18 protein-coding genes are annotated in these 17,995 nt (G+C 63.9%); 9 read left to right on the plus strand and 9 right to left on the minus strand.

The features are described from left to right. The first annotated feature begins 25 nt into the window (after nt 1-25). The 4 genes from AB1Z25_RS13615 (at nt 26) to AB1Z25_RS13630 (ending at nt 2,527) form a co-directional block, all read left to right on the plus strand. Complete coding sequence (locus AB1Z25_RS13615; protein WP_235087776.1) at nt 26-625, plus strand: HD domain-containing protein; 600 nt, start codon at nt 26-28, stop codon at nt 623-625. Between the two features lie 240 nt (nt 626-865). After that, nucleotides 866-1,069 (plus strand): cold-shock protein, encoded by a 204-nt coding sequence (locus tag AB1Z25_RS13620; RefSeq protein ID WP_019101682.1) that lies wholly within the window; start codon nt 866-868, stop codon nt 1,067-1,069. Between the two features lie 81 nt (nt 1,070-1,150). After that, nucleotides 1,151-1,711, plus strand: a complete 561-nt coding sequence (locus tag AB1Z25_RS13625; RefSeq protein WP_227107675.1) for a DUF1415 domain-containing protein — start codon at nt 1,151-1,153, stop codon at nt 1,709-1,711. An 81-nt stretch (nt 1,712-1,792) separates the two neighbouring features. Beyond that, nucleotides 1,793-2,527: a hypothetical protein gene (locus tag AB1Z25_RS13630; RefSeq protein WP_486635464.1), complete on the plus strand. Its 735-nt coding sequence runs from the start codon at nt 1,793-1,795 to the stop codon at nt 2,525-2,527. A gap of 163 nt (nt 2,528-2,690) precedes the next feature. Here AB1Z25_RS13630 and AB1Z25_RS13635 read toward each other — a convergent pair whose 3' ends face one another. From AB1Z25_RS13635 to AB1Z25_RS13645, 3 genes are all read right to left on the minus strand, one after another. Next, on the minus strand, nt 2,691-3,260 hold the full coding sequence (locus AB1Z25_RS13635; RefSeq protein WP_107799707.1) for a lysophospholipid acyltransferase family protein: 570 nt from the start codon (nt 3,258-3,260) through the stop codon (nt 2,691-2,693). A 194-nt stretch (nt 3,261-3,454) separates the two neighbouring features. Beyond that, nucleotides 3,455-4,081, minus strand: coding sequence for a helix-turn-helix transcriptional regulator (locus tag AB1Z25_RS13640; protein ID WP_107799708.1), 627 nt, complete (start codon nt 4,079-4,081; stop codon nt 3,455-3,457). An 8-nt stretch (nt 4,082-4,089) separates the two neighbouring features. Continuing rightward, nucleotides 4,090-5,313, minus strand: a complete 1,224-nt coding sequence (locus tag AB1Z25_RS13645; RefSeq protein ID WP_486635465.1) for an MFS transporter — start codon at nt 5,311-5,313, stop codon at nt 4,090-4,092. A 217-nt stretch (nt 5,314-5,530) separates the two neighbouring features. Between AB1Z25_RS13645 and AB1Z25_RS13650 the strand changes: the two genes are divergently transcribed. From AB1Z25_RS13650 to AB1Z25_RS13660, 3 genes are all read left to right on the plus strand, one after another. Then, entirely contained in the window at nt 5,531-5,758 is a 228-nt protein-coding gene (locus tag AB1Z25_RS13650; protein ID WP_081545093.1) for a glycine zipper 2TM domain-containing protein, read from the plus strand. A 96-nt stretch (nt 5,759-5,854) separates the two neighbouring features. Continuing rightward, nucleotides 5,855-7,222, plus strand: a complete 1,368-nt coding sequence (locus AB1Z25_RS13655) for a deoxyguanosinetriphosphate triphosphohydrolase (protein WP_486635466.1) — start codon at nt 5,855-5,857, stop codon at nt 7,220-7,222. Between the two features lie 46 nt (nt 7,223-7,268). After that, nucleotides 7,269-7,910, plus strand: a complete 642-nt coding sequence (locus AB1Z25_RS13660; RefSeq protein WP_227107671.1) for a histidine phosphatase family protein — start codon at nt 7,269-7,271, stop codon at nt 7,908-7,910. A 42-nt stretch (nt 7,911-7,952) separates the two neighbouring features. Here the strand turns inward: AB1Z25_RS13660 and AB1Z25_RS13665 are convergent, their stop codons facing one another. Genes AB1Z25_RS13665 through AB1Z25_RS13675 form a run of 3 tightly spaced genes read right to left on the minus strand, consistent with a single transcriptional unit; the run spans nt 7,953 to nt 10,984 of the window. Further along, entirely contained in the window at nt 7,953-8,573 is a 621-nt protein-coding gene (locus AB1Z25_RS13665) for an SCO family protein (protein ID WP_107799712.1), read from the minus strand. A gap of 1 nt (nt 8,574) precedes the next feature. Then, the gene (locus tag AB1Z25_RS13670; RefSeq protein ID WP_107799713.1) at nt 8,575-8,985 is read right to left on the minus strand and encodes a hypothetical protein; all 411 of its coding nucleotides are present in this window, start codon (nt 8,983-8,985) and stop codon (nt 8,575-8,577) included. Between the two features lie 7 nt (nt 8,986-8,992). Next, nucleotides 8,993-10,984 carry an RICIN domain-containing protein gene (locus tag AB1Z25_RS13675; protein WP_486635467.1) on the minus strand — a complete coding sequence of 664 codons (1,992 nt, stop codon included), beginning with the start codon at nt 10,982-10,984 and terminating at the stop codon, nt 8,993-8,995. 634 nt (nt 10,985-11,618) lie between these two features. On the opposite strand from AB1Z25_RS13675, the gene msrB reads away from it, so the two are divergent. After that, nucleotides 11,619-12,011: a peptide-methionine (R)-S-oxide reductase MsrB gene (msrB, locus tag AB1Z25_RS13680; RefSeq protein ID WP_235087762.1), complete on the plus strand. Its 393-nt coding sequence runs from the start codon at nt 11,619-11,621 to the stop codon at nt 12,009-12,011. A 114-nt stretch (nt 12,012-12,125) separates the two neighbouring features. Here msrB and AB1Z25_RS13685 read toward each other — a convergent pair whose 3' ends face one another. Next, nucleotides 12,126-13,793 carry an ABC-F family ATP-binding cassette domain-containing protein gene (locus AB1Z25_RS13685; RefSeq protein WP_107799716.1) on the minus strand — a complete coding sequence of 556 codons (1,668 nt, stop codon included), beginning with the start codon at nt 13,791-13,793 and terminating at the stop codon, nt 12,126-12,128. A gap of 245 nt (nt 13,794-14,038) precedes the next feature. Then, nucleotides 14,039-15,427: a GTPase HflX gene (hflX, locus tag AB1Z25_RS13690; RefSeq protein WP_107799717.1), complete on the minus strand. Its 1,389-nt coding sequence runs from the start codon at nt 15,425-15,427 to the stop codon at nt 14,039-14,041. Nucleotides 15,428-15,588: 161 nt separating this feature from the next. On the opposite strand from hflX, the gene AB1Z25_RS13695 reads away from it, so the two are divergent. After that, nucleotides 15,589-16,854, plus strand: coding sequence for a DEAD/DEAH box helicase (locus AB1Z25_RS13695; protein WP_486635468.1), 1,266 nt, complete (start codon nt 15,589-15,591; stop codon nt 16,852-16,854). A gap of 146 nt (nt 16,855-17,000) precedes the next feature. Here AB1Z25_RS13695 and AB1Z25_RS13700 read toward each other — a convergent pair whose 3' ends face one another. Further along, nucleotides 17,001-17,780: an HAD-IIA family hydrolase gene (locus AB1Z25_RS13700; protein ID WP_107799719.1), complete on the minus strand. Its 780-nt coding sequence runs from the start codon at nt 17,778-17,780 to the stop codon at nt 17,001-17,003. Nucleotides 17,781-17,995: the final 215 nt, after the last annotated feature.

The raw sequence follows: 17,995 nt of genomic DNA on the forward strand, positions 1-17,995 counted from the left end.
TCCGCTCTTTATGTCCGATATTCCCATGCAAAACCCACTGCAAACGCTGCAACAACACATCGCCTTCATTATTGAAGTGGATAAACTCAAAACGGTGTTGCGCAAAACCAAAGCCGCCCATGTCGACCGCTACGAAAACTCCGCGGAACACAGCTGGCAAATCGCGCTGTTCGCCCTCAATCTGCGCGACTTCGCCGCCGAGCCGGTGGACATCGACAAGGTGGTGCGCATGTTGCTGATTCACGACCTGGGCGAAATCGACACCGGCGACACCATCGTCTACGCCGCGGACGGCGCCGCCGAGCGCGAAGCCGAGGAACTGGCCGCGATGCGCCGCATCCTGGGCCTGCTGCCCCAGCCCATGGCCGCGGAGCTGCTGGCCTTGTGGCAGGAGTTCGAGGCCCGCCAAAGCGCGGAAGCGCGTTTCGCCCGCGCGATAGACCGATTGATGCCCATCTTGCTCAATCTGCAATCCGGCGGCCAAAGCTGGCGCGAAAACGGCGTCGGCAAGCAACAAGTGCTGAGCATGGCGGTGGGCAAAGTGGAGGACGGCTGTCCGCTGGCGGCGGACTGGTTGCGCGTGGAATTGGACCGCGCGGAGCGGGACGGTTACTTCGGCGCCTGAGCCCAAATGGAGAAAACCCGGTAGAAATGCCAGGGGATACTGAAAAAACAGGATAAAAACCCTTTCGGCCATGCAGAAAACGCTTGCCATGTCCCGGAACTATAGGCACTATTCCTGCCGCAGGATGCTCAAGTTGTGGATGTGTTGTTGTCGTAGTGGCATTAAGTCCGTACCTCAGTCGCCATTTCCCTTGAACTTCGTGCCTTTTATTTCAACTGCTCGTTTTGAGGAATTAACAAAATGGCAACCGGTACCGTTAAGTGGTTCAACGACTCCAAAGGTTTTGGCTTTATCACCCCGGATGAAGGCGGCGACGACGTGTTCGCTCACTTCTCCCAGATCAATGCCAAAGGCTTCCGCACCCTGGCTGAAAACCAGCGCGTTAGCTTTGACGTCGTAGACGGCCCGAAAGGCAAACAAGCCTCCAACATCCAGCCCATCTAATCATCGCGATTAGTACAGCTTGATGAAAACCCGGCCTCGCGCCGGGTTTTTTGCATTTACGCTTCAACGCAAGGAATTCCCATGTCCGTCTCCGACGATCACGAACACATCATCGCCGCCACCCGCGACTGGCTGGAAAAAGCGGTGATAGGGCTCAATCTCTGTCCGTTCGCCAAGAGCGTCTACGTGAAGAACCAGGTGCGCTACGTGGTCAGCGACGCCGCCCAGCCGGATCAGTTGGCGCAAGAGCTCGCCTCCGAACTGCGCCTGCTGGCCGACAGCAGCCCGGACGAGATCGACACCACCTTGCTGATCCACCCTCGCGCGCTGCAACGCTTCCTGGATTTCAACGACTTCCTCGACATCGCCGACGCCATCGTCGAAGACATGGGACTGGACGGCGAGCTGCAAGTGGCCAGCTTCCACCCCAAGTTCCAGTTCGATGGCACCGGCATCAACGATATCGAGAACTACACCAATCGCGCGCCCTACCCCACGCTGCACCTGCTGCGCGAAGCCAGCATCGGCCGCGCGGTGGAAGCCTTCCCGCAGGCGGAAGCCATCTATGAAAAGAATATCGAAACGCTGAAACAGCTGGGCCTGGACGGCTGGAAAGCGCTGTTCGCCGGCAAAACGCCGTAAGCGCGGGCTCGCCGCGCATTGCCAAGCCCGTCGCGGGCGTGGTACACCACGGGCATTCCACCTTCTTGGAGTTCAGCCCCCATGTCGCTCAGGCCCTTGCTGCCGCTCGTCGCGCTATTGTTGAGCGCTTGCGCTTTCACCCCGGTGCAGAAGCCCGTCGCCGGCGACGACTTTCGCGGCAACGAGCTGGGGCAGAGCAGCGCCAATCGCATGGCCAACCTGGCCATGCGCGACAATCTCGCCAGCTTGCAAACCCTGCTGGAAAAACTGTACAAGCGCAATCCCAGAGAATGGCGCAAGACCGGCGCGGCCGACTACCCGGCCGCGATGCGCCAGGTCATGAGTTCCATCCGCAACAACGTCCCGCTGCCGGCCTTGAGCGGCCAGCGCTCGATCGCGGCGATGAGCGCGGCCTTCGACCCCGGCTTTGGCGGCGACCGGGCCGGCGCCTTGATTTACGGCATGGGCTCCATGCTGGTGGATGCCTACGGCGGACGCACCGAGCTGTTCCTGGTGCATGGGCTGGACGCGCAGCAACTGGCCAACGCCTCGCACAATCTGGAAGTGGCGGCCTGGATGCTGAACAACCGCCAGATCAGCGGCGCGCCGGTCTTGCTATCCAATGAAATCGGCAGCGTGCGCAATCTGTCCTTCGAGCGGGAGTTCGGCAAAATGATGGCCAGGCTGGATTTGCTGGCGGAATTGTCGGACGAGAAACTGCGCCGCAGCGCCATAGACTTCGGTCAATCGCTGATCGCCGGCCCCTTCCTGCAGTTTCTGCCGGTCAGCGCCGTCGCCCAGGCCGCTGCGCCCTGAGAGCCCGTTCAAAGTCTCGCGAGCAAAAGCGAGACAAGGCGAAAGCCACTGAGAAAGCGGAATGGACTCATGGCGCATGAGCCTTTCGAAACGGTTTTCAAGGCCCCGTTCCATCCATCCCGCTGCAGCGCGGCAGACATTGAAGCGGTTCCGGGAGTCGGGCTCAGCTCCGACGCTTACCCACCTTGTCGCGGTAAAAGGCGCGAATGCGCGGCATATCGGCGTCGATATCGCCGCTGGGCGTGAATATGGGGCCGAAGCCGGCCTCCTTGCGGCTGTAATCCAGGTACGCCAAGGCCACCGGCACCTCCGCGCCGCAGGCGATGTGATAAAAGCCGGTCTTCCATTCGGACACCGCCTTGCGCGTGCCCTCGGGCGGAATCGCCACCACCAGCCGGTCCGAACGCCGGTAAACTTCCACCATCTGCTGCACCAGGGAATTATTCTGATGCCGCTTGACCGGAATGCCGCCCAGCCAGCGCATCACCGGCCCCATCGGTCCGGCGAACAGCGTGTGCTTGCCCATCCAGTAGATCTTGGCCCGCGCGGCGAAACACACGGCCAGCGTCAGCGGAAAGTCCCAATTGCTGGTATGCGGCGCGCCGATCAGCACGTATTTGTCCAGCTTGGGAAACTCTCCTCGCAGCTTCCATCCGCTCAGCTTGAGCATGGCGATGGACAAGCAGCGGAACAGCGGCCGGATCACGGGCGTGTCGAAAATGGTGAAATGCATGACGGTCCTGAGCAAGGGCCTCGCCCAGGACGGGGAGCGACAACCGAACAGGCGCCGCCCAGCGTCGGGGCAAGCGCCAACCACGTGGAAAAACGCCGGAATGTACCTGATAAAACTATCCCGGTAAATCCGCATTGCGAAATACAATCAGATCTCGCAAGTCCATGAATTCAAAAAGCAAGCGCCGCGCCACCTCACTCCGCCAAGGGATGGATGCGGTACACGCAGCGCCGCCCGCCGTCTTCCAGCGCGTGCTCCAGCCGCCGCACTTCCGCGCCCGGCCCCAACACCCGGGCGAACAGCGCCAGCTCGGAGCGGCACAGGCCCTGACATTGGCGCGCCGCCGCGCAGATCGGGCAATGGTTTTCCAGCAACAACCAGCCGTCGCCGTCCAGGCGCGCCTCCGCCATATAGCCCTCCTGGCTGCGTATCCGCGCCAACGCGGCCACCCGCTCCCCCAGCCCGTCCGCGCCGGACATCGCCAGCCGATATTCCTCCTCCGACTGCGCCTCTCGCCGTTGAATCAAACTCTCCAGGCCGGACTCGCCAAACAGCTCCCTCACCTGCTCCAGCAACTGCAAGGTCAAATCCGCGTGCCGGTCCGGAAAACGGCCATGGCCGCTCTCGGTCAAGCGCCAGAGCTGGGCCGGCCGGCCCACGCCCTGAGCCTGGGCCTCCATCCGCGCCAGCCCCTTCTCCTCCAGCGCAAGCAAATGCTTGCGCGCGCCCATGCTGGTCAGTCCCAATTCCGCCGCCAGCGTCTGCGCCGTCTGAGGCCCCCGCGTTTTCAGCAGATACAGCAGCCGATCCGCGCTATTCATCGCCGCGGTCACCGGGCCTCCTCCGCCTCGCGGATCACGCCTTGCAGCCAGGCGGCGGCCAGGCCGCACGTCAAAGCGCCCAGAACCAGCACCAGACGGGTGTCCAGAATGGTCAGCACGCTGCCCAGCAAGGCCACCAACACATTGGCCACGCAGAAGATCGTGGTCAGCAGGCCCATCACGCTGCCCTGCCCCAGGCTGGCGAAGCGCTCCGAACACCAGCTGGGCAGGATGGCGTTGTAAATCGCCAGCGGCACGCCCAACAACACAATCAAGCCTATGCCCGGCCAAGGCAGATCCGCCAGCAAGCTCAAACCCAGCAGGCCCAGGGCCACCCAGGCCGCATTGATGCGCGCCAGCTCCAGCGGCGCCCGTTTATGCCCAAGTTTGCCCAGCAAGGCGCTGGCCGAGGTCATCAGCACGCACATCAGCGCCGTCACCACCGCGATGCCGCGGCTGTCCAGCTGCGCGTACTCCACCAGCCACAAGGGGTAGAACTCGTAAAAAGCGTTGACCCCGACGGCGAAGGCCAGCTGCATCCAGAACAGCCGCGCCAGCAAAGGGTCCGCCGACAGCAGACGAAAAGAGTGCTGGCCGCGCATCACCTGCAGCAAGGACTGCTCCTGGTGCATGCGCTCGCCGGTTTCCGGCAGGAAGGCCAGCAGCACCCCCAGGCACAGCAGGATGGCGCCGGCCGCCAGCAGGAAAGGCACCGCCTCGCCCAGCGGCAGGGTCAAACCGCCGATCAGCGGCCCCACCAGCCAGCCGGTGTACAGCACCGCATTGAGAATGGCGAAGGAACGCGCGCGGTCCAACTGCGGATGCAGATCCGCCACGATGGCGCGCGCCACCGCCACATTGCCCTCGGTCAGGCCGGTAACGAAACGCGCCAGCACGAACAACAGATACCAGCGGCTCCACAAGGCGTACGCCGTCAGCAAATAGCCCAGAAAGGTCAGCAACAAGGTTCCGGTCAGCACCCGCCGCCGTCCCAGCCGGTCCGACAACGCTCCAATCAAGGTGCTGCCCAGCAAAATGCCCAGCGGGTTGGCGGCCAGGGCCACGCCCAACAGCAGCTTGGGCGGCAGCCCCAGGAAGTGGTTGAACGCATCCGGCGCGGAGTTCACGAAGATGGGCGCCAGGATGGGATAAGGCATGGCCACGCCGGCCGTGCTCATCAGCGCCACCAGACAGACAGTCAGCAAAATCAGTTTGGGATGGGAAACATTCATGACGCATACCAATGGGACAATGGCCCATGCTAATCTCGCCATCGCAATAAGTAAACAAATTAGTTTACTTAATATCGCGCCGCGTACTGGAAATCATCAATACAGCATATAGAATGCTGTACGTATGGTTACGAAAAGGCGCGCAGAAACAGGAACCAGATGGCATTCCAAGCGTCTCAAACTACACAAGACCTACTTTATGTTTTTGGAGACTTCCATGACTTCGATGACCAGCAAATCCGCCGTTAAAGCCATTGCCGCCAGCCTGATCGCCGTCAGCCTGCTGTCCGGTTGCGCCAATATGTCCAAGCGTCAGCAAAACACCGCCATCGGCGCGGCCGCCGGCGCCGTGCTCGGCTCCGTGCTCACCGGCGGCGACGCCATCGGCACCGTGGGCGGCGCCGCGGTGGGCGGCGTGGTCGGCAATCAGACCGGCAAACGCTAAACCCGCAACCCCATTCCAAGAGCCAGCCCCGCGCTGGCTCTTTTGTTTTGCCCGCCGCGCCCATATCATCAATACAACAGCACCACGGGCCACGCCATGACCTCCTCCGCACGCATGAATTGGGAACGACTCCTCTCCACCAAACGCTTCAAAGTCATTCAGGGCCACGTCAAGGAAACCCGCACCCCGGCCACCGAAGAAGGCAGCCCGGGCTTGCGCACCGACTTCCACATCGACCACGACCGCGTGGTGTTCTCCAGCGCCTTCCGCCGGCTGGGCCGCAAAACCCAGGTGCACCCGCTGGCGCGCCACGACCACACCCACAACCGCTTAACCCACAGCGTGGAGGTGGCCAGCGTCGGCCGCAGCCTGGGCAACCGCGTCGGCATGATGATGCAGCACGCCCATCTGCTGCCGGACAACTACACGCCGCACGATATCGGCGCCGTGGTGCAAGTGGCCTGCCTGGCTCACGACATCGGCAATCCGCCCTTCGGCCACACCGGAGAATACGCGTTGCGCGACTGGTTCCGCGCCGAACGCAACGCCCACTGGCTGCACGGCCTGGCGCCGGAGGAAATCCGCGACGTGCAGACCTACGAAGGCAACGCCCACGGCCTGCGCATGCTGGCCACGCTGGAAATGTACACCAGCGAAGGCGGCATGCGCCTGACCGCCGCCGCCCTGGGCGCGCTGATCAAATACCCGTGGACATCGGACGCCGAAGCCGCCCAGGCGCGCGACAAATTCAACATCTACCGCACCGAGCTGCCCTATTTCCAGCGCGTGGCCTCGGAGCTGGGCCTGCTGCCCAAGGGCGTGATGCAATGGAGCCGCCACCCGCTGTCCTACCTGATGGAGGCCGCCGACGACATCTGCTACGCCATTCTGGATCTGGAAGACGCGGTGGAGATCGGCATCCTGGACTTCAAAGAGTTCGAAACCCTGTTCTCCGGCTTCACCGAATACGAACGCATCTGGGACATGCAGGACGTGCGTCAGAAATGCGGCACCCTGCGCGGCATCGCCATCGGCCGCTGCGTCAGCGAAGTGGCCGAGAAATTCATGCTGCACCACGACAGCCTGCTGCGCGGCGAATTCCCGGCCAAGGACTTGATCAACCTATGCGGCGCCCAAGTGCAGGACGCGCTGATCCACGCCAAGGAACTGGCCAGCACCCGGGTTTACCGCCACCGCACCAAGCTGGTGACCGAACTCGCCTCCTACCCGTGCATGGCCGGCATCCTGGACGCGCTGATCCCCGCCGCCCACGCCTACGTCAGCAAGGGCGCCGAGCGCCTGAGCCCGCGCGAGCACCTGGCCATGGGCTTGCTGGAACAGCACATCCGCAGTGACGACAGCCTGTATCAGGCCTATATGAAAGTATTGGACTTCGTCGGCGGCATGACCGACAACTACGCCGCCAACCTGGCGCGCGACATTTCCGGCGTGGGCATTCTATAACTCCGCCCCGCCGCAATTCGGCAGTTAAAAAATCAGAAAGACAGGAATGCAGCACACCACCCGTTTTTGCATCGTCCGCCATGGCGAAACCGACTGGAACCGCGAATATCGACTGCAAGGCCACACCGACATCCCCCTCAACCCCACCGGCCAGGAACAGGCGACAAGCCTCAGCCGCGCGCTATGGCCGGGGCGCTACGCCTTCGACGCCCTCTACGTCAGCGACCTGACCCGCACCCGCCAGACCGCCGCGCCGCTGCAGGCGCGATTGAATCTGACGCCCACCTTCAGCGCCGAATTGCGCGAGCGCCACATGGGCGTGTTTCAGGGCCTGACCTACGCCGAGGCGGAACACAGCATCCGCGACGACTATCTGCAACTCAAATCCCGCGATCCGGACTACGACCTCAAGGGCGGGGAAAGCCTCAACGCCTTCATGGGCCGCATCCGCGACGGCTTCACCGGCATCGCCCGCCGCCATCTGGGCCAGACCCTGCTGGTGGTCACCCACGGCGGCGTGCTGGAAATGATGTACCGGCTGGCCACCGGCAAGCCGATGTCCGAAGCCCGCGACTTCCCCATCCCCAACGCGGCCTTGAACTGGCTGAGCTATAGCGACGGGCAATGGCGGCTTGAACAATGGGCCGACGAATCCCACCTGGCCGCCGCGCTGGACGAAATTCAATAGCAGGACGGCCGCGCCCCCAAGCGGAGCGCGGCCGGCCGCCAACTACGCCAAGGCCAGCAGAGTGCGCGCGATGGTTTCCGCCGACGGCAATTCCGTTGAGCGCCACACCAAGCGGCTCTTCGAATCCACCAGCAAGACCTCCGTGTGGTGCGCGCTCAAATCCGTCCGACGCTGATTGAACGTGGCCAGCATCAGATCCAGGTCGGCCAGCTCGGGGCGGGCCGCCCGCCAGCCTGGTTTAGGCCGAAACCGGGCCAGCCACCGCCGCAACTGTTCCGGCGAATCGTTCAATGGGTCAAGACTCAACGACAATAACTGTATCCGCGCCCGCTTTGATTCCGGCAGCAAATCCTGCACTTGCCGAAACGTCGCGCCCTGGATCGGGCAGACATTGGAGCAGGCGGTGAAAATCAGCTGAACCGCCGTCACGCGCCGCTGCGACAAGGCGTGAAAGCTGCGCCGTTGACCATCGCTGTCATTCAGCATGAAGTCCGGCAGCGGCAGCGGCGGAGAAATCTCTCCGTGCGCCAGGGCCAGATTTCCGGCCCACGCGGTTTTGGCCAATGCGGCCGGCCCCGCCAGCCATAAAGGCGCCAGACCCGCCAAGCCCATCGCAAACCTCCGCCGTCCCGGATTCAACGGCGCGCCGCCCTTGCCTTGCATGCTAATGCCCCTGTAGAAAAAGCCATAAAGCCCGGCATTCCGCCGCGCTCAGCCGGTAGCGCGGCATATCCGTGCCGATCAGGATATCGGTCGGGTCTTTCCCGCTACGCAACATCTCGCAAAAGCTCGGTTCGGTATACGCCCGCTCCGGCCCCCCGCGCCTGGCGCTGGCCTCCGTCAAGAAGCGCGCGCCCAAATCCGGCGCAAACCGGCCATCCGCCCGCGCCTGATCCTGCAGACGATGACAGTTGGCGCAACGCGCGTACTCGCTGTCCAAGGGGCGGTTATGGACATACAGCTGGCCGACCAAGGCGGTCTGGCCGTAGAACAGCCGGCCGCCGTCCACAGCCTCCTCGCCGCCGGCCGCGCACGGCGTCCCCCACAGGGCAAGCCCGCAGGCGAGCGCGCCCAAGCCGCGTTTAATTGATGGCGATGATGCGAGCGACACTGGGCACCCCTTGCGGACTCATCGCGAACAACATGTAATAGCCCGGCAAAACCGCGCCGCTATCCGCGGGAATCTGCAGGGAATAACGCATTTCCCCCGCCATCGGCGCGAGTTGCGACACCGACAAAGCGATCCGACGCTGATCGTTGTTGACCGAATGCGTCACCGCGGACAGCCTCATCAAGGCGAACTGGCTCGCCGCCTGCTGCGTTTTGACTTCGATCACGCTCCCCGGCCGCGCCTGCGCCGGCGCGGCGCTAATCACCGGCCGAGCCGCCGGGCTGCCGTCCGCGTTCAACAAATAAGGAGGGGTCAGGATCTCCGCGTTCAAGTGATTTTGCGGGCAGCCGGCGCCGCACAAGCCGCCGCCGCCGACAAACACCCGCCCATCCTGCAACAGGATCGCCGTGCTATGGTAGGTCCGCGGCACCTGCATGGGCTTCAAGGGCTGGAACACCTGTTTCGCCGAACTCCACAGCTCCGGCGTCAGCACCGCATAGGAGTCCGTGAACGGCTGCGGTATCGTCTGTCCGCCCACCACCACCACGTCGCCGTCGGGCAAGGCCACCGCATTGGCGAATGCGCGGCGATAGCTCATTCCGGGCAGCGACTTCACCTTCACCTGGGCCTTGGGTCCGCCGCGGATATCGATCAGATGGGCCGAGTTGCTCGCATAGGTGGTGCCCGTGTTCTGCTGATAAGCCGGCGCTCCGCCCAGCTTCAGAATCAGGCCGGCGTCAAACATCACCGCATTGCCGTTGATGCTGTAAGGATCATTGCCGCGCGTCCCCGCCGAAACGATGCTGCCGGCTCCGCTGGTGCCTATCCAGTTCATCTGAGCGCTGGGGCCAGCATGGAACACCGTCCCGCCGCTGCCGGCGAACAGCCATAAATGGTTGTCGCCGCGGTACACGCTGCCATTGGCGTCCTGCGGATCGGGGCCGATCACATTGTTTTCCGGCACGCCGGAAAGCACGGTCCAATGACCGTTGCCCCACACCTCCCCGCTGCGGTTGGGCCGGCTCTTGCTGTTGTAGCCGCCGCTCCAGGAACCGCCCAAAGTCAGCACCCGGCCGTCCGACAATACGGTATTGGCCTCATAGCCCCGCGGGATGTTCATATTGCCGCTGGCGCTCCAGCGCTTGGCCGCCCAATCGTATATTTGCGTTTTAGGGCTGCTGGAGCCGCCGTTGATCAGCAGATTGCCGTTGGGCAACATCGACGTGCCGGGGCAGAACAGATTCGCGCCGGTGGTCACTACCGTCAACGGCAGCGGCGCGTTCTTCGCCGCGTCGAACAGCGCGGTATAGGTCTTGCTATTGCCGTTGCCACTGTCCCCGCTGAAGGCGTCGGGAAAATCCGCGGACCACATCATCAACTTGTTGTCCGGCAGATTGGCGACGCCCACCGGGGTGACCGGCAGAGGAATCACACCGCTCCAGGCGGAGGGAAGCGCCGCGCTTTTGGCGCCGGGATAATCGAACATGAACTGGTCGTTCACCTGCGCCTTGCCCTGGCACGGCCATTGCACCACCTTGGTTCCCTGCGTCACAACGCCGGAAAAGATGTTCACGCACTGGCCGCTGGAGGCTGACACGATATGGTAAGTGCCGACATCCACCGGCTGGATTTTCCACTGATCATTGGCCACCGCCACGCTTTGGCATGGCCACTGAATCAGCTGAACGCCCTGGTTTCGGCTTGAAGCCGGCACATTCAAGCACATCTGCGATTTCTGCGAGACGATGTGGTAGAAGCCGTTTGCCAGCGGCACGAAAGTCCATTGCTCATTGCTCCCCGCCGAGCAAGGCCATTGAATGATGCCGGCTCCGGAGCTGGTCGAACCGCCGCCGACATTCAAGCACTGCCCGCTATTCACCGCCACGATGCCGGTGGCGGCCGCCGCGCTCACTTCAGGACACAGCAGCCATGACACGCCGAGAACACCGCTCGCCAGCGTCATCAATCTGTTTCCAAGCTTCAACATGAAGTCCCCTTAATAGCCTGTTCAAAGTCCGCTGCGCCCCCTGGGCGCAACACGGCGAATCCATCTTCAGAGTGCCCCTCCAGCGCCTGTTTATTCCTCGTCTTCAGCCGCAAGACCTTGCCTCGTCTTGCTCGCAAGGCTTTGGACAGGCGCTTATAAATCGCTTGATCCACACACCTCACGGCATGCCAAGATGCCCTCCTGGTCCTTTCTCACGGCCGGATCGGCCGGCGCCGGACACTGCCGCCACTCTGATGGCTCGCCCCAACAAAAACAACAAAAATTTACAACAGATAATGATTTTTGTATCAAATACAGTACACCGTCCTGGAGGAAAGACCAAAAATCTCCGGACGCTTGAAAACAGAGGCGCTATTCAGAAGTACTTTTCAATTAAATTAATACATTAACAATAAGACAGGACATGTTCTCCCGCCCTCCCCATGCGGTTGCTGTCATCCGCGGGGCGCCGGCACGACTAAAGGGCAGGACAGGAGCCCGTCACCGCCCTCGCCACCCGCGCCGCAGGCAAGCAAAACCTCAAGGCCGGATGTACCGCAGCCGCGCCCGGCCCTAAAATAGACTTAAACCATCCGCAAAGGAGCACACCATGACCCTGCAAAAAACCGATCAGGAATGGCAAAGACAGCTGACGCCGGAACAATACCGCGTCACCCGCCAGGCCGGCACCGAACACCCGTTCAGCGGCGAACACTATACCCGCACCGAAACCGGCGATTACCACTGCGTCTGCTGCGGCACCCTGCTATTCCACAGCGACGCCAAATACGACCCCGGCTGTGGCTGGCCCAGCTTCTGGGCCGAAGCCGCCGGCGCGCGCATCGCCCGCATCGTCGATACCTCGCACGGCATGGTTCGCACCGAGGTGCGCTGCTCCGAATGCGACGCCCACCTGGGCCATGTGTTTCCGGATGGTCCCGAGCCCAGCGGCGAGCGTTATTGCATCAACTCGGCGGCGCTGGGCTTCACGCCCAAGCCTTGAGACCGCCCAGGTCTGCCGCTGAACTGACCCCCAAACCAAAAAGGCAGCGCCGCCACGATCCATGGCGACACTGCCTTTTATGACTTCCCCAACTGCGGGCGGGCCTGCCGCCGTTTAACGCTTGCCGGCCGCCTCTTCGCGTCGGCGCTTGGCTTCTTCCAACAGATAGACCTGATAATCGTCCAGATCGCCGTCAAAATCGCTGACGCCGCCGCGCGACACCATCCAGAACTCGTCGCAGACCGCGCGCAGCAGCGCGCGGTCGTGGCTGACCAGCATCACCGAACCCTCGAACTCGTTCAGCGCCACGCTCAAGGCCTCGCGCGTGGCCAGGTCCAGATGGTTGGTCGGCTCGTCCAGCAGCAATAGATTGGGGCGCAGCCAGACTATCATGCACAGCACCAGCCGCGCTTTCTCTCCGCCGCTCATGCTGCCCACCGCCTGCTTGACCATGTCGCCGCTGAAATTGAAGGTGCCGAGGAAATTGCGCAGCCCCTGCTCGCGGCAGTCGTTGGACGGTGGTCGCAGCTGCGCCGGCGTTTCTCGCGCCAAGCGCAGCATATGCTGCAGCGGATCGTCTTCCGGCCGCAACACGTCCAGCTCTTGCTGCGAGAAGTAGCCGATGTTCAAGCCCTTGCCGCGTATGATCTCGCCGCCGGTGGCCGTCAGCGCTTCGGCCACCGTCTTCACCAGCGTGGACTTGCCCTGGCCGTTGGCGCCCAGAATGCCGATGCGCTGCCCGGCCAGCACCGAGCGGTTCACCCCGTTGACGATCACGACGGGCGGCGCGCCTTCCTCCGCTCCCTCCGCCGCCGGATAACCGAACGAGGCCTGAGACATGGTCAGCATCGGGTTGGGCAGGCTGCTCGGCTCCTTGAACTCGAACTGGAAGTCGGCCTCGGTCAGCACCGGCGCAATCTTCTCCATCCGTTCCAGCGCCTTGACGCGGCTTTGCGCCTGCTTGGCCTTGCTGGCCTTGGCCTTGAAGCGGTCGATGAACTTCTGCAGATGCGCCATCTTCTCCTGCTGCTTGGCCAGCACGGCCTGCTGCAAAATCATCTGCTCCGCGCGCATGTCCTCGAACTTGCTGTAGTTGCCGCCGTAGCGCACCAGCTTGCCGTGGTCGATGTGCAGGGTGACATTGGTCACCGCGTCCAGGAATTCGCGGTCATGGCTGATCACCACCATGGTGCCGGCGTACTGTTTCAGCCAGGCCTCCAGCCAGACCAAGGCGTCCAGGTCGAGGTGGTTGGTCGGTTCGTCCAAGAGCAATAGATCGGACGGGCACATCAGCGCGCGCGCCAGCTGCAAACGCATGCGCCAGCCGCCGGAAAAGCTGTTCACCGGCCGCTGCAACTCGGCCACGCTAAAGCCCAGACCCAGGATCAGCGCCTGCGCCCGCGCGGGAGCGTCATGCTCGCCGGCGTCGTTCAGCGCGGTGTAGGCATGCGCCATGCGCATATAGTCCTCGCCCGCCTCGGCTTCGGCCACTTCGCGCCGCGCCGCCAGCAAGGCGGTATCGCCTTCCACCACGAACTCGGTGGCGGTCTGCGAGGTTTCCGGCATGTCCTGCGCCACCTGCGCCATCCGCCACTGGCTGGGGATGGAGAAATCGCCGCTGTCTTCGTGCAGGCTGCCGTTCAAGACCGCAAACAGCGAAGACTTGCCCGCGCCGTTGCGCCCTACCAGGCCGACCTTTTCACCGGGGTTGATATTGACTGTCGCGCCGTCCAGCAAAACTTTGGTGCCGCGACGCAAAGCCACGTTTTTCAGAATAATCATTGGGAATAGCAGTGTTGCAGAATTTTAGGAAGCAAGAAAACAGCAGCCCGGCGACCACTTGCGTCCCGGCGGAATGCCATGAATTAAGCATGCCCGCGGACAAAAGCCGGGGCACGAGGGAGGGATTATACGCAGATGCGCGCTCACGGAGGATAAGCGTCTGCGCCATCTCGGCGAAACGCGGGGCGGCGGGTGCGTTCCAGGAACGGCCCGGCTCCGCCACGCCCGAGCCGTAGGCTCAGGCCTCAGACTTCCCAATACTCCTTCTGACGCCCCTGCGAGCCGGGGTTCAACTGCTCGCGCAGGCTGCGCAGCTTGTCCGGCTCGCCGCGCACGCGGAACCAGCTGCCCTCTTCCTCCGCGCGTTCTTCCAGCACCTGGCAGTGGCTGTAGATTTCGCCGCGCAGTTGCTGGGCGGACCACGGCAGCAGCAGTTCGCCTTCCTCCAGATCTCGCTGGAAGAAGGCCACGATCAGCGCGCGCAGCGCCGCCACTTCCTCGGGGCGGCGCGCGCTCATCACCACGCAGTCCGGATAGCGTTGCCGCAGCTCGGCGGCCCAGGCCGCCTGCTCGGCCGCGTCGCCGACATGATCTATCTTGTTGAACACCCGGATGCGCGGCACTTCGTCGGCGCCGATTTCCTTCAAGACCTCATCGGTCACTTCCAGCTGACGCTGGAAGCCCGGGTCGCTGGCGTCGATCACATGCAGCAGCAGGGCCGCGTCCAGCGCTTCTTCCAGCGTGGACTTGAACGAGGCCACCAGGCCGTGAGGCAGGTTCTTGATGAAGCCCACGGTATCGCTGACCAGCACCCGCGGCACGCTTTCCGGGTAGATGGCGCGCACCGTGGTGTCCAGGGTGGCGAACAGCTTATTGGCCACCAGCACTTCGCTGCCGGTCAAGGCGCGCATCAGCGTGGACTTGCCGGCATTGGTGTAGCCCACCAGCGACACCCCGCCCAGACCCTGGCCCTGGCGCTCCAGCCGGCGCGCGCGCTGGGTCTTGCGCTCCAGCTCCATCGCGACGATTTCGCGCTGCAGCTCGGCGATGCGGTCGCGCACCTTGCGACGATCCAGCTCGGTATGCGATTCGCCGGCGCCGCGCCCGCCCATGCCGCTGCGCTGCCGGCCTTGCGGCCCGGCCAGCTTGGCCGCCTCGCGCAAGCGCGGCGCCATATAACCGAGACGGGCGATTTCCACCTGGGCGCGCGCCGCGCGCGAGCGGGCGTTGCGGTGGAAGATCTCCAGAATCACCATGGTGCGGTCCATCACCTCGCAGCCGACGGCCAGCTCCAGATTGCGCGCCTGCGACGGCGAGATTTCGTGGTCCACCAGCAAGGCGTCGATCTCCACCGTGCCGGCGTCCAAGACCGGAGGCGCGTCCTCCAGCTCGTCGTTGCGAAGACCGCGATTGACGAACTGGCTGATTTCCTCCAGCTTGCCCACGCCCATATAGGCGGTGCGGTCGAAGCTGTTACGCTTTTGCACAAAGGTCCGCACCACTTGGAAGCCCAGGGTCTTGGCCAGTTCGCTCAGCTCGGTGAGCGAGGCCTCGAACTCGACATCGCTGACATCGGGCAACTGGACCGAGGCCACCAGGGCGTAGCGGGGTTTCTCTTTGACTTCTGTTTGCATGTGCGTATGACTTTAACTTGATAGCGAGCCCAGATAGTACTCGCAAACGGAACTTCCCGCTGCGCAACGCGCGTTGCGGCGACGCCACGCCCCGCTTGACCCGGCCGCGGGCAGCGTCGATACTCCTGCCGCTTCAAGTCCATCGCCGTCAACGCCAATCCATGTCATTCACCTCACTGGGCCTGTCGCCCGCCCTGGCCCAGGCCGCCAGCGATCAGGGCTACCCGGCCCCCACCGCGGTTCAGCTCGCCGCCGTCCCCGCCGTTTTGCAAGGCCACGACGTGCTGGCCACCGCGCAAACCGGTTCCGGCAAAACCGCGGCCTACTGCCTGCCGCTGTTGCAGCAATGGCTGGCTGGCCGCCAGGTCTCGTCTCGCCAGCCGCAAACGCTGATCCTGCTCCCCACCAGGGAACTGGCGGCGCAAGTGGGCGACGCCCTGCGCCAGCTGGCCCAGGGCCTGCCGCGCCGGCCCAAGATCGCCGTGGTCTTCGGCGGCGTCTCCATCAATCCTCAGATGATGGCCTTGCGCGGCGGCGCCGACATCGTGGCGGCCACGCCCGGCCGGCTGCTGGACCTGCTGGCGCACAATGCGCTGCGGCTCGCCGCCGTCGACACCCTGGTGCTGGACGAGGCCGACCGCCTGCTCGACCTCGGCTTCGCCGACGAACTGGCCAGCGTGCTGGCGCAGCTGCCGCCCTACCGGCAAAACCTGATGTTTTCCGCCACCTTCCCCCCCGCCGTGCGCGCGCTGGCGGAGCAATTGCTGAACCAGCCGCGGCATATCGACATCGCGCCCGGCGACGTCGCCGCGCCGGACATCCGCCAGCGCGTCATCGAGGTGGACGCCGGCCGGCGCACCATGTTGTTGCGCCATCTGCTGCACACCCATGGCTGGGAGCGGGCTCTGGTCTTCGTGGCCAGCCGCCACACCGCAGACCGAGTGGCCGGCAAGCTACAGGCCGCCGGCGTCCGCGCCGCCGCGCTGCACGGCGATTGCAGCCAGGGACAACGCGGCCAGGTGCTGGCCGACCTCAAGTCCGGCCGTCTGCAAGTTCTGGTGGCCACCGACGTGGCCGCGCGCGGCATCGACATCGCCCGCCTGCCGGTGGTGGTGAACTACGATCTGCCGCGCTCGCCGGTGGACTACACCCACCGCATCGGCCGCACCGGCCGCGCCGGCGCCAGCGGCGAGGCCATCAGCTTCGTCAGCGCCGATTGCGCCGCGCATTTCCAATTGATAGAGAAACGCCAGCGACTGCGGCTGCCGCGCGAACGGATCGCCGGTTTCGAACCCGTCGCCGCCAGCCCGGCCGCGGCCGCGAGCGCCGCCACGAACCCGGCGGCCGACAACGGCGGCGTCAAGGGCAAACGCAAGAGCAAGAAGGACAAATTGAGGGAAGCCGCGGCCCAAGCCGAGCAGCGCTGAGCGCCTCGCCGGGCCGAGCGGGATCTAGACGGCAAACAAACAGGGCCGCCCCCAAACGGGAGCGGCCCTGTTTTCGTCCGACGCCGGCCTGACCGGCCATGGCTTGTTCAAAGCCTCGCGACGCGCAACAGAACGTAGCCAGGCTTTTACAAAGCCCCCGGATCAATCTCCGCCACGCTCTCGAACACATAGTCCGGCTGGTAGGGAAACTGCTCCATGGATTCGCGCGACGACACGCCGGACAACACCAGCGCGGTGCCCATGCCGGCTTCTATGCCGCCGACGATGTCGGTGTCCATCCGGTCGCCTATCATCACCGCCTCCTCCGGATGCACGCCCAGCTTGCGGGTGGCCAGCATCATCATCAGCGAGTTCGGCTTGCCCACGATGTAGGGCTTCTTGCCGGTGGCGGCCTCGATGGCGGCCAGCAGCGTGCCGGCGGCCGGCTCGTAGCCGCCGCCCTCTATCGGATCGATCATATCCGGGTTGGTGCCGATGAATTTGGCGCCCTGATCGATAAAACGCACCGCCTTCTTGATCTGCTCGAAACTGAAGGTCTGGGACTTGGCCACCACCACGTAATCCGGATGGGATTCGGAAATGGAAAACCCCACCTTGTACAGCTCGTTGATCAGGCCGGCGCCGCCCACCACGTAGGCGGTGGGCATGGCCTTGCGCGTCTGGCTGCGCAGAAACATCGCCGTGGCCATCGCGCTGGTGATGAAGTTGTCTTCCGTCACGCCGTTGATGCCCAGGCTCTCCAGCTTCAGCCTCAGGTCCAGCGGCGTCTGCTCCGCGTTATTGGTCAGAAACAGGAAGGGCGTGCCGCCCTGCGTCAGGCGGTTGACGAAATCGCGCGCGCCCGGAATCAGTTGCTTGCCCCGATAAATCACTCCGTCCATGTCGGAAATGATGCTTTTGCTCATACGGTCCATCCAAAACTGCAAGTGCCGACTCCGCCGGCACGGTGGCGGGCCGCGGCTCATTCGCCGCAACGGCGACAGCATAGCACGGCGGCGCGGTGGCCGACGCCCTCCTTGCCGCCGAGCGGAAAGACAGCGGCCGGGCGCGCGGCGTCGTCCCAATGGACAGGCGACGCCGCGCCAAGCTATCTGTATGGGATCTTTGCCTGTACCATCGG

The sequence above is a fragment of the Chromobacterium sp. HL1 genome (assembly GCF_057418835.1).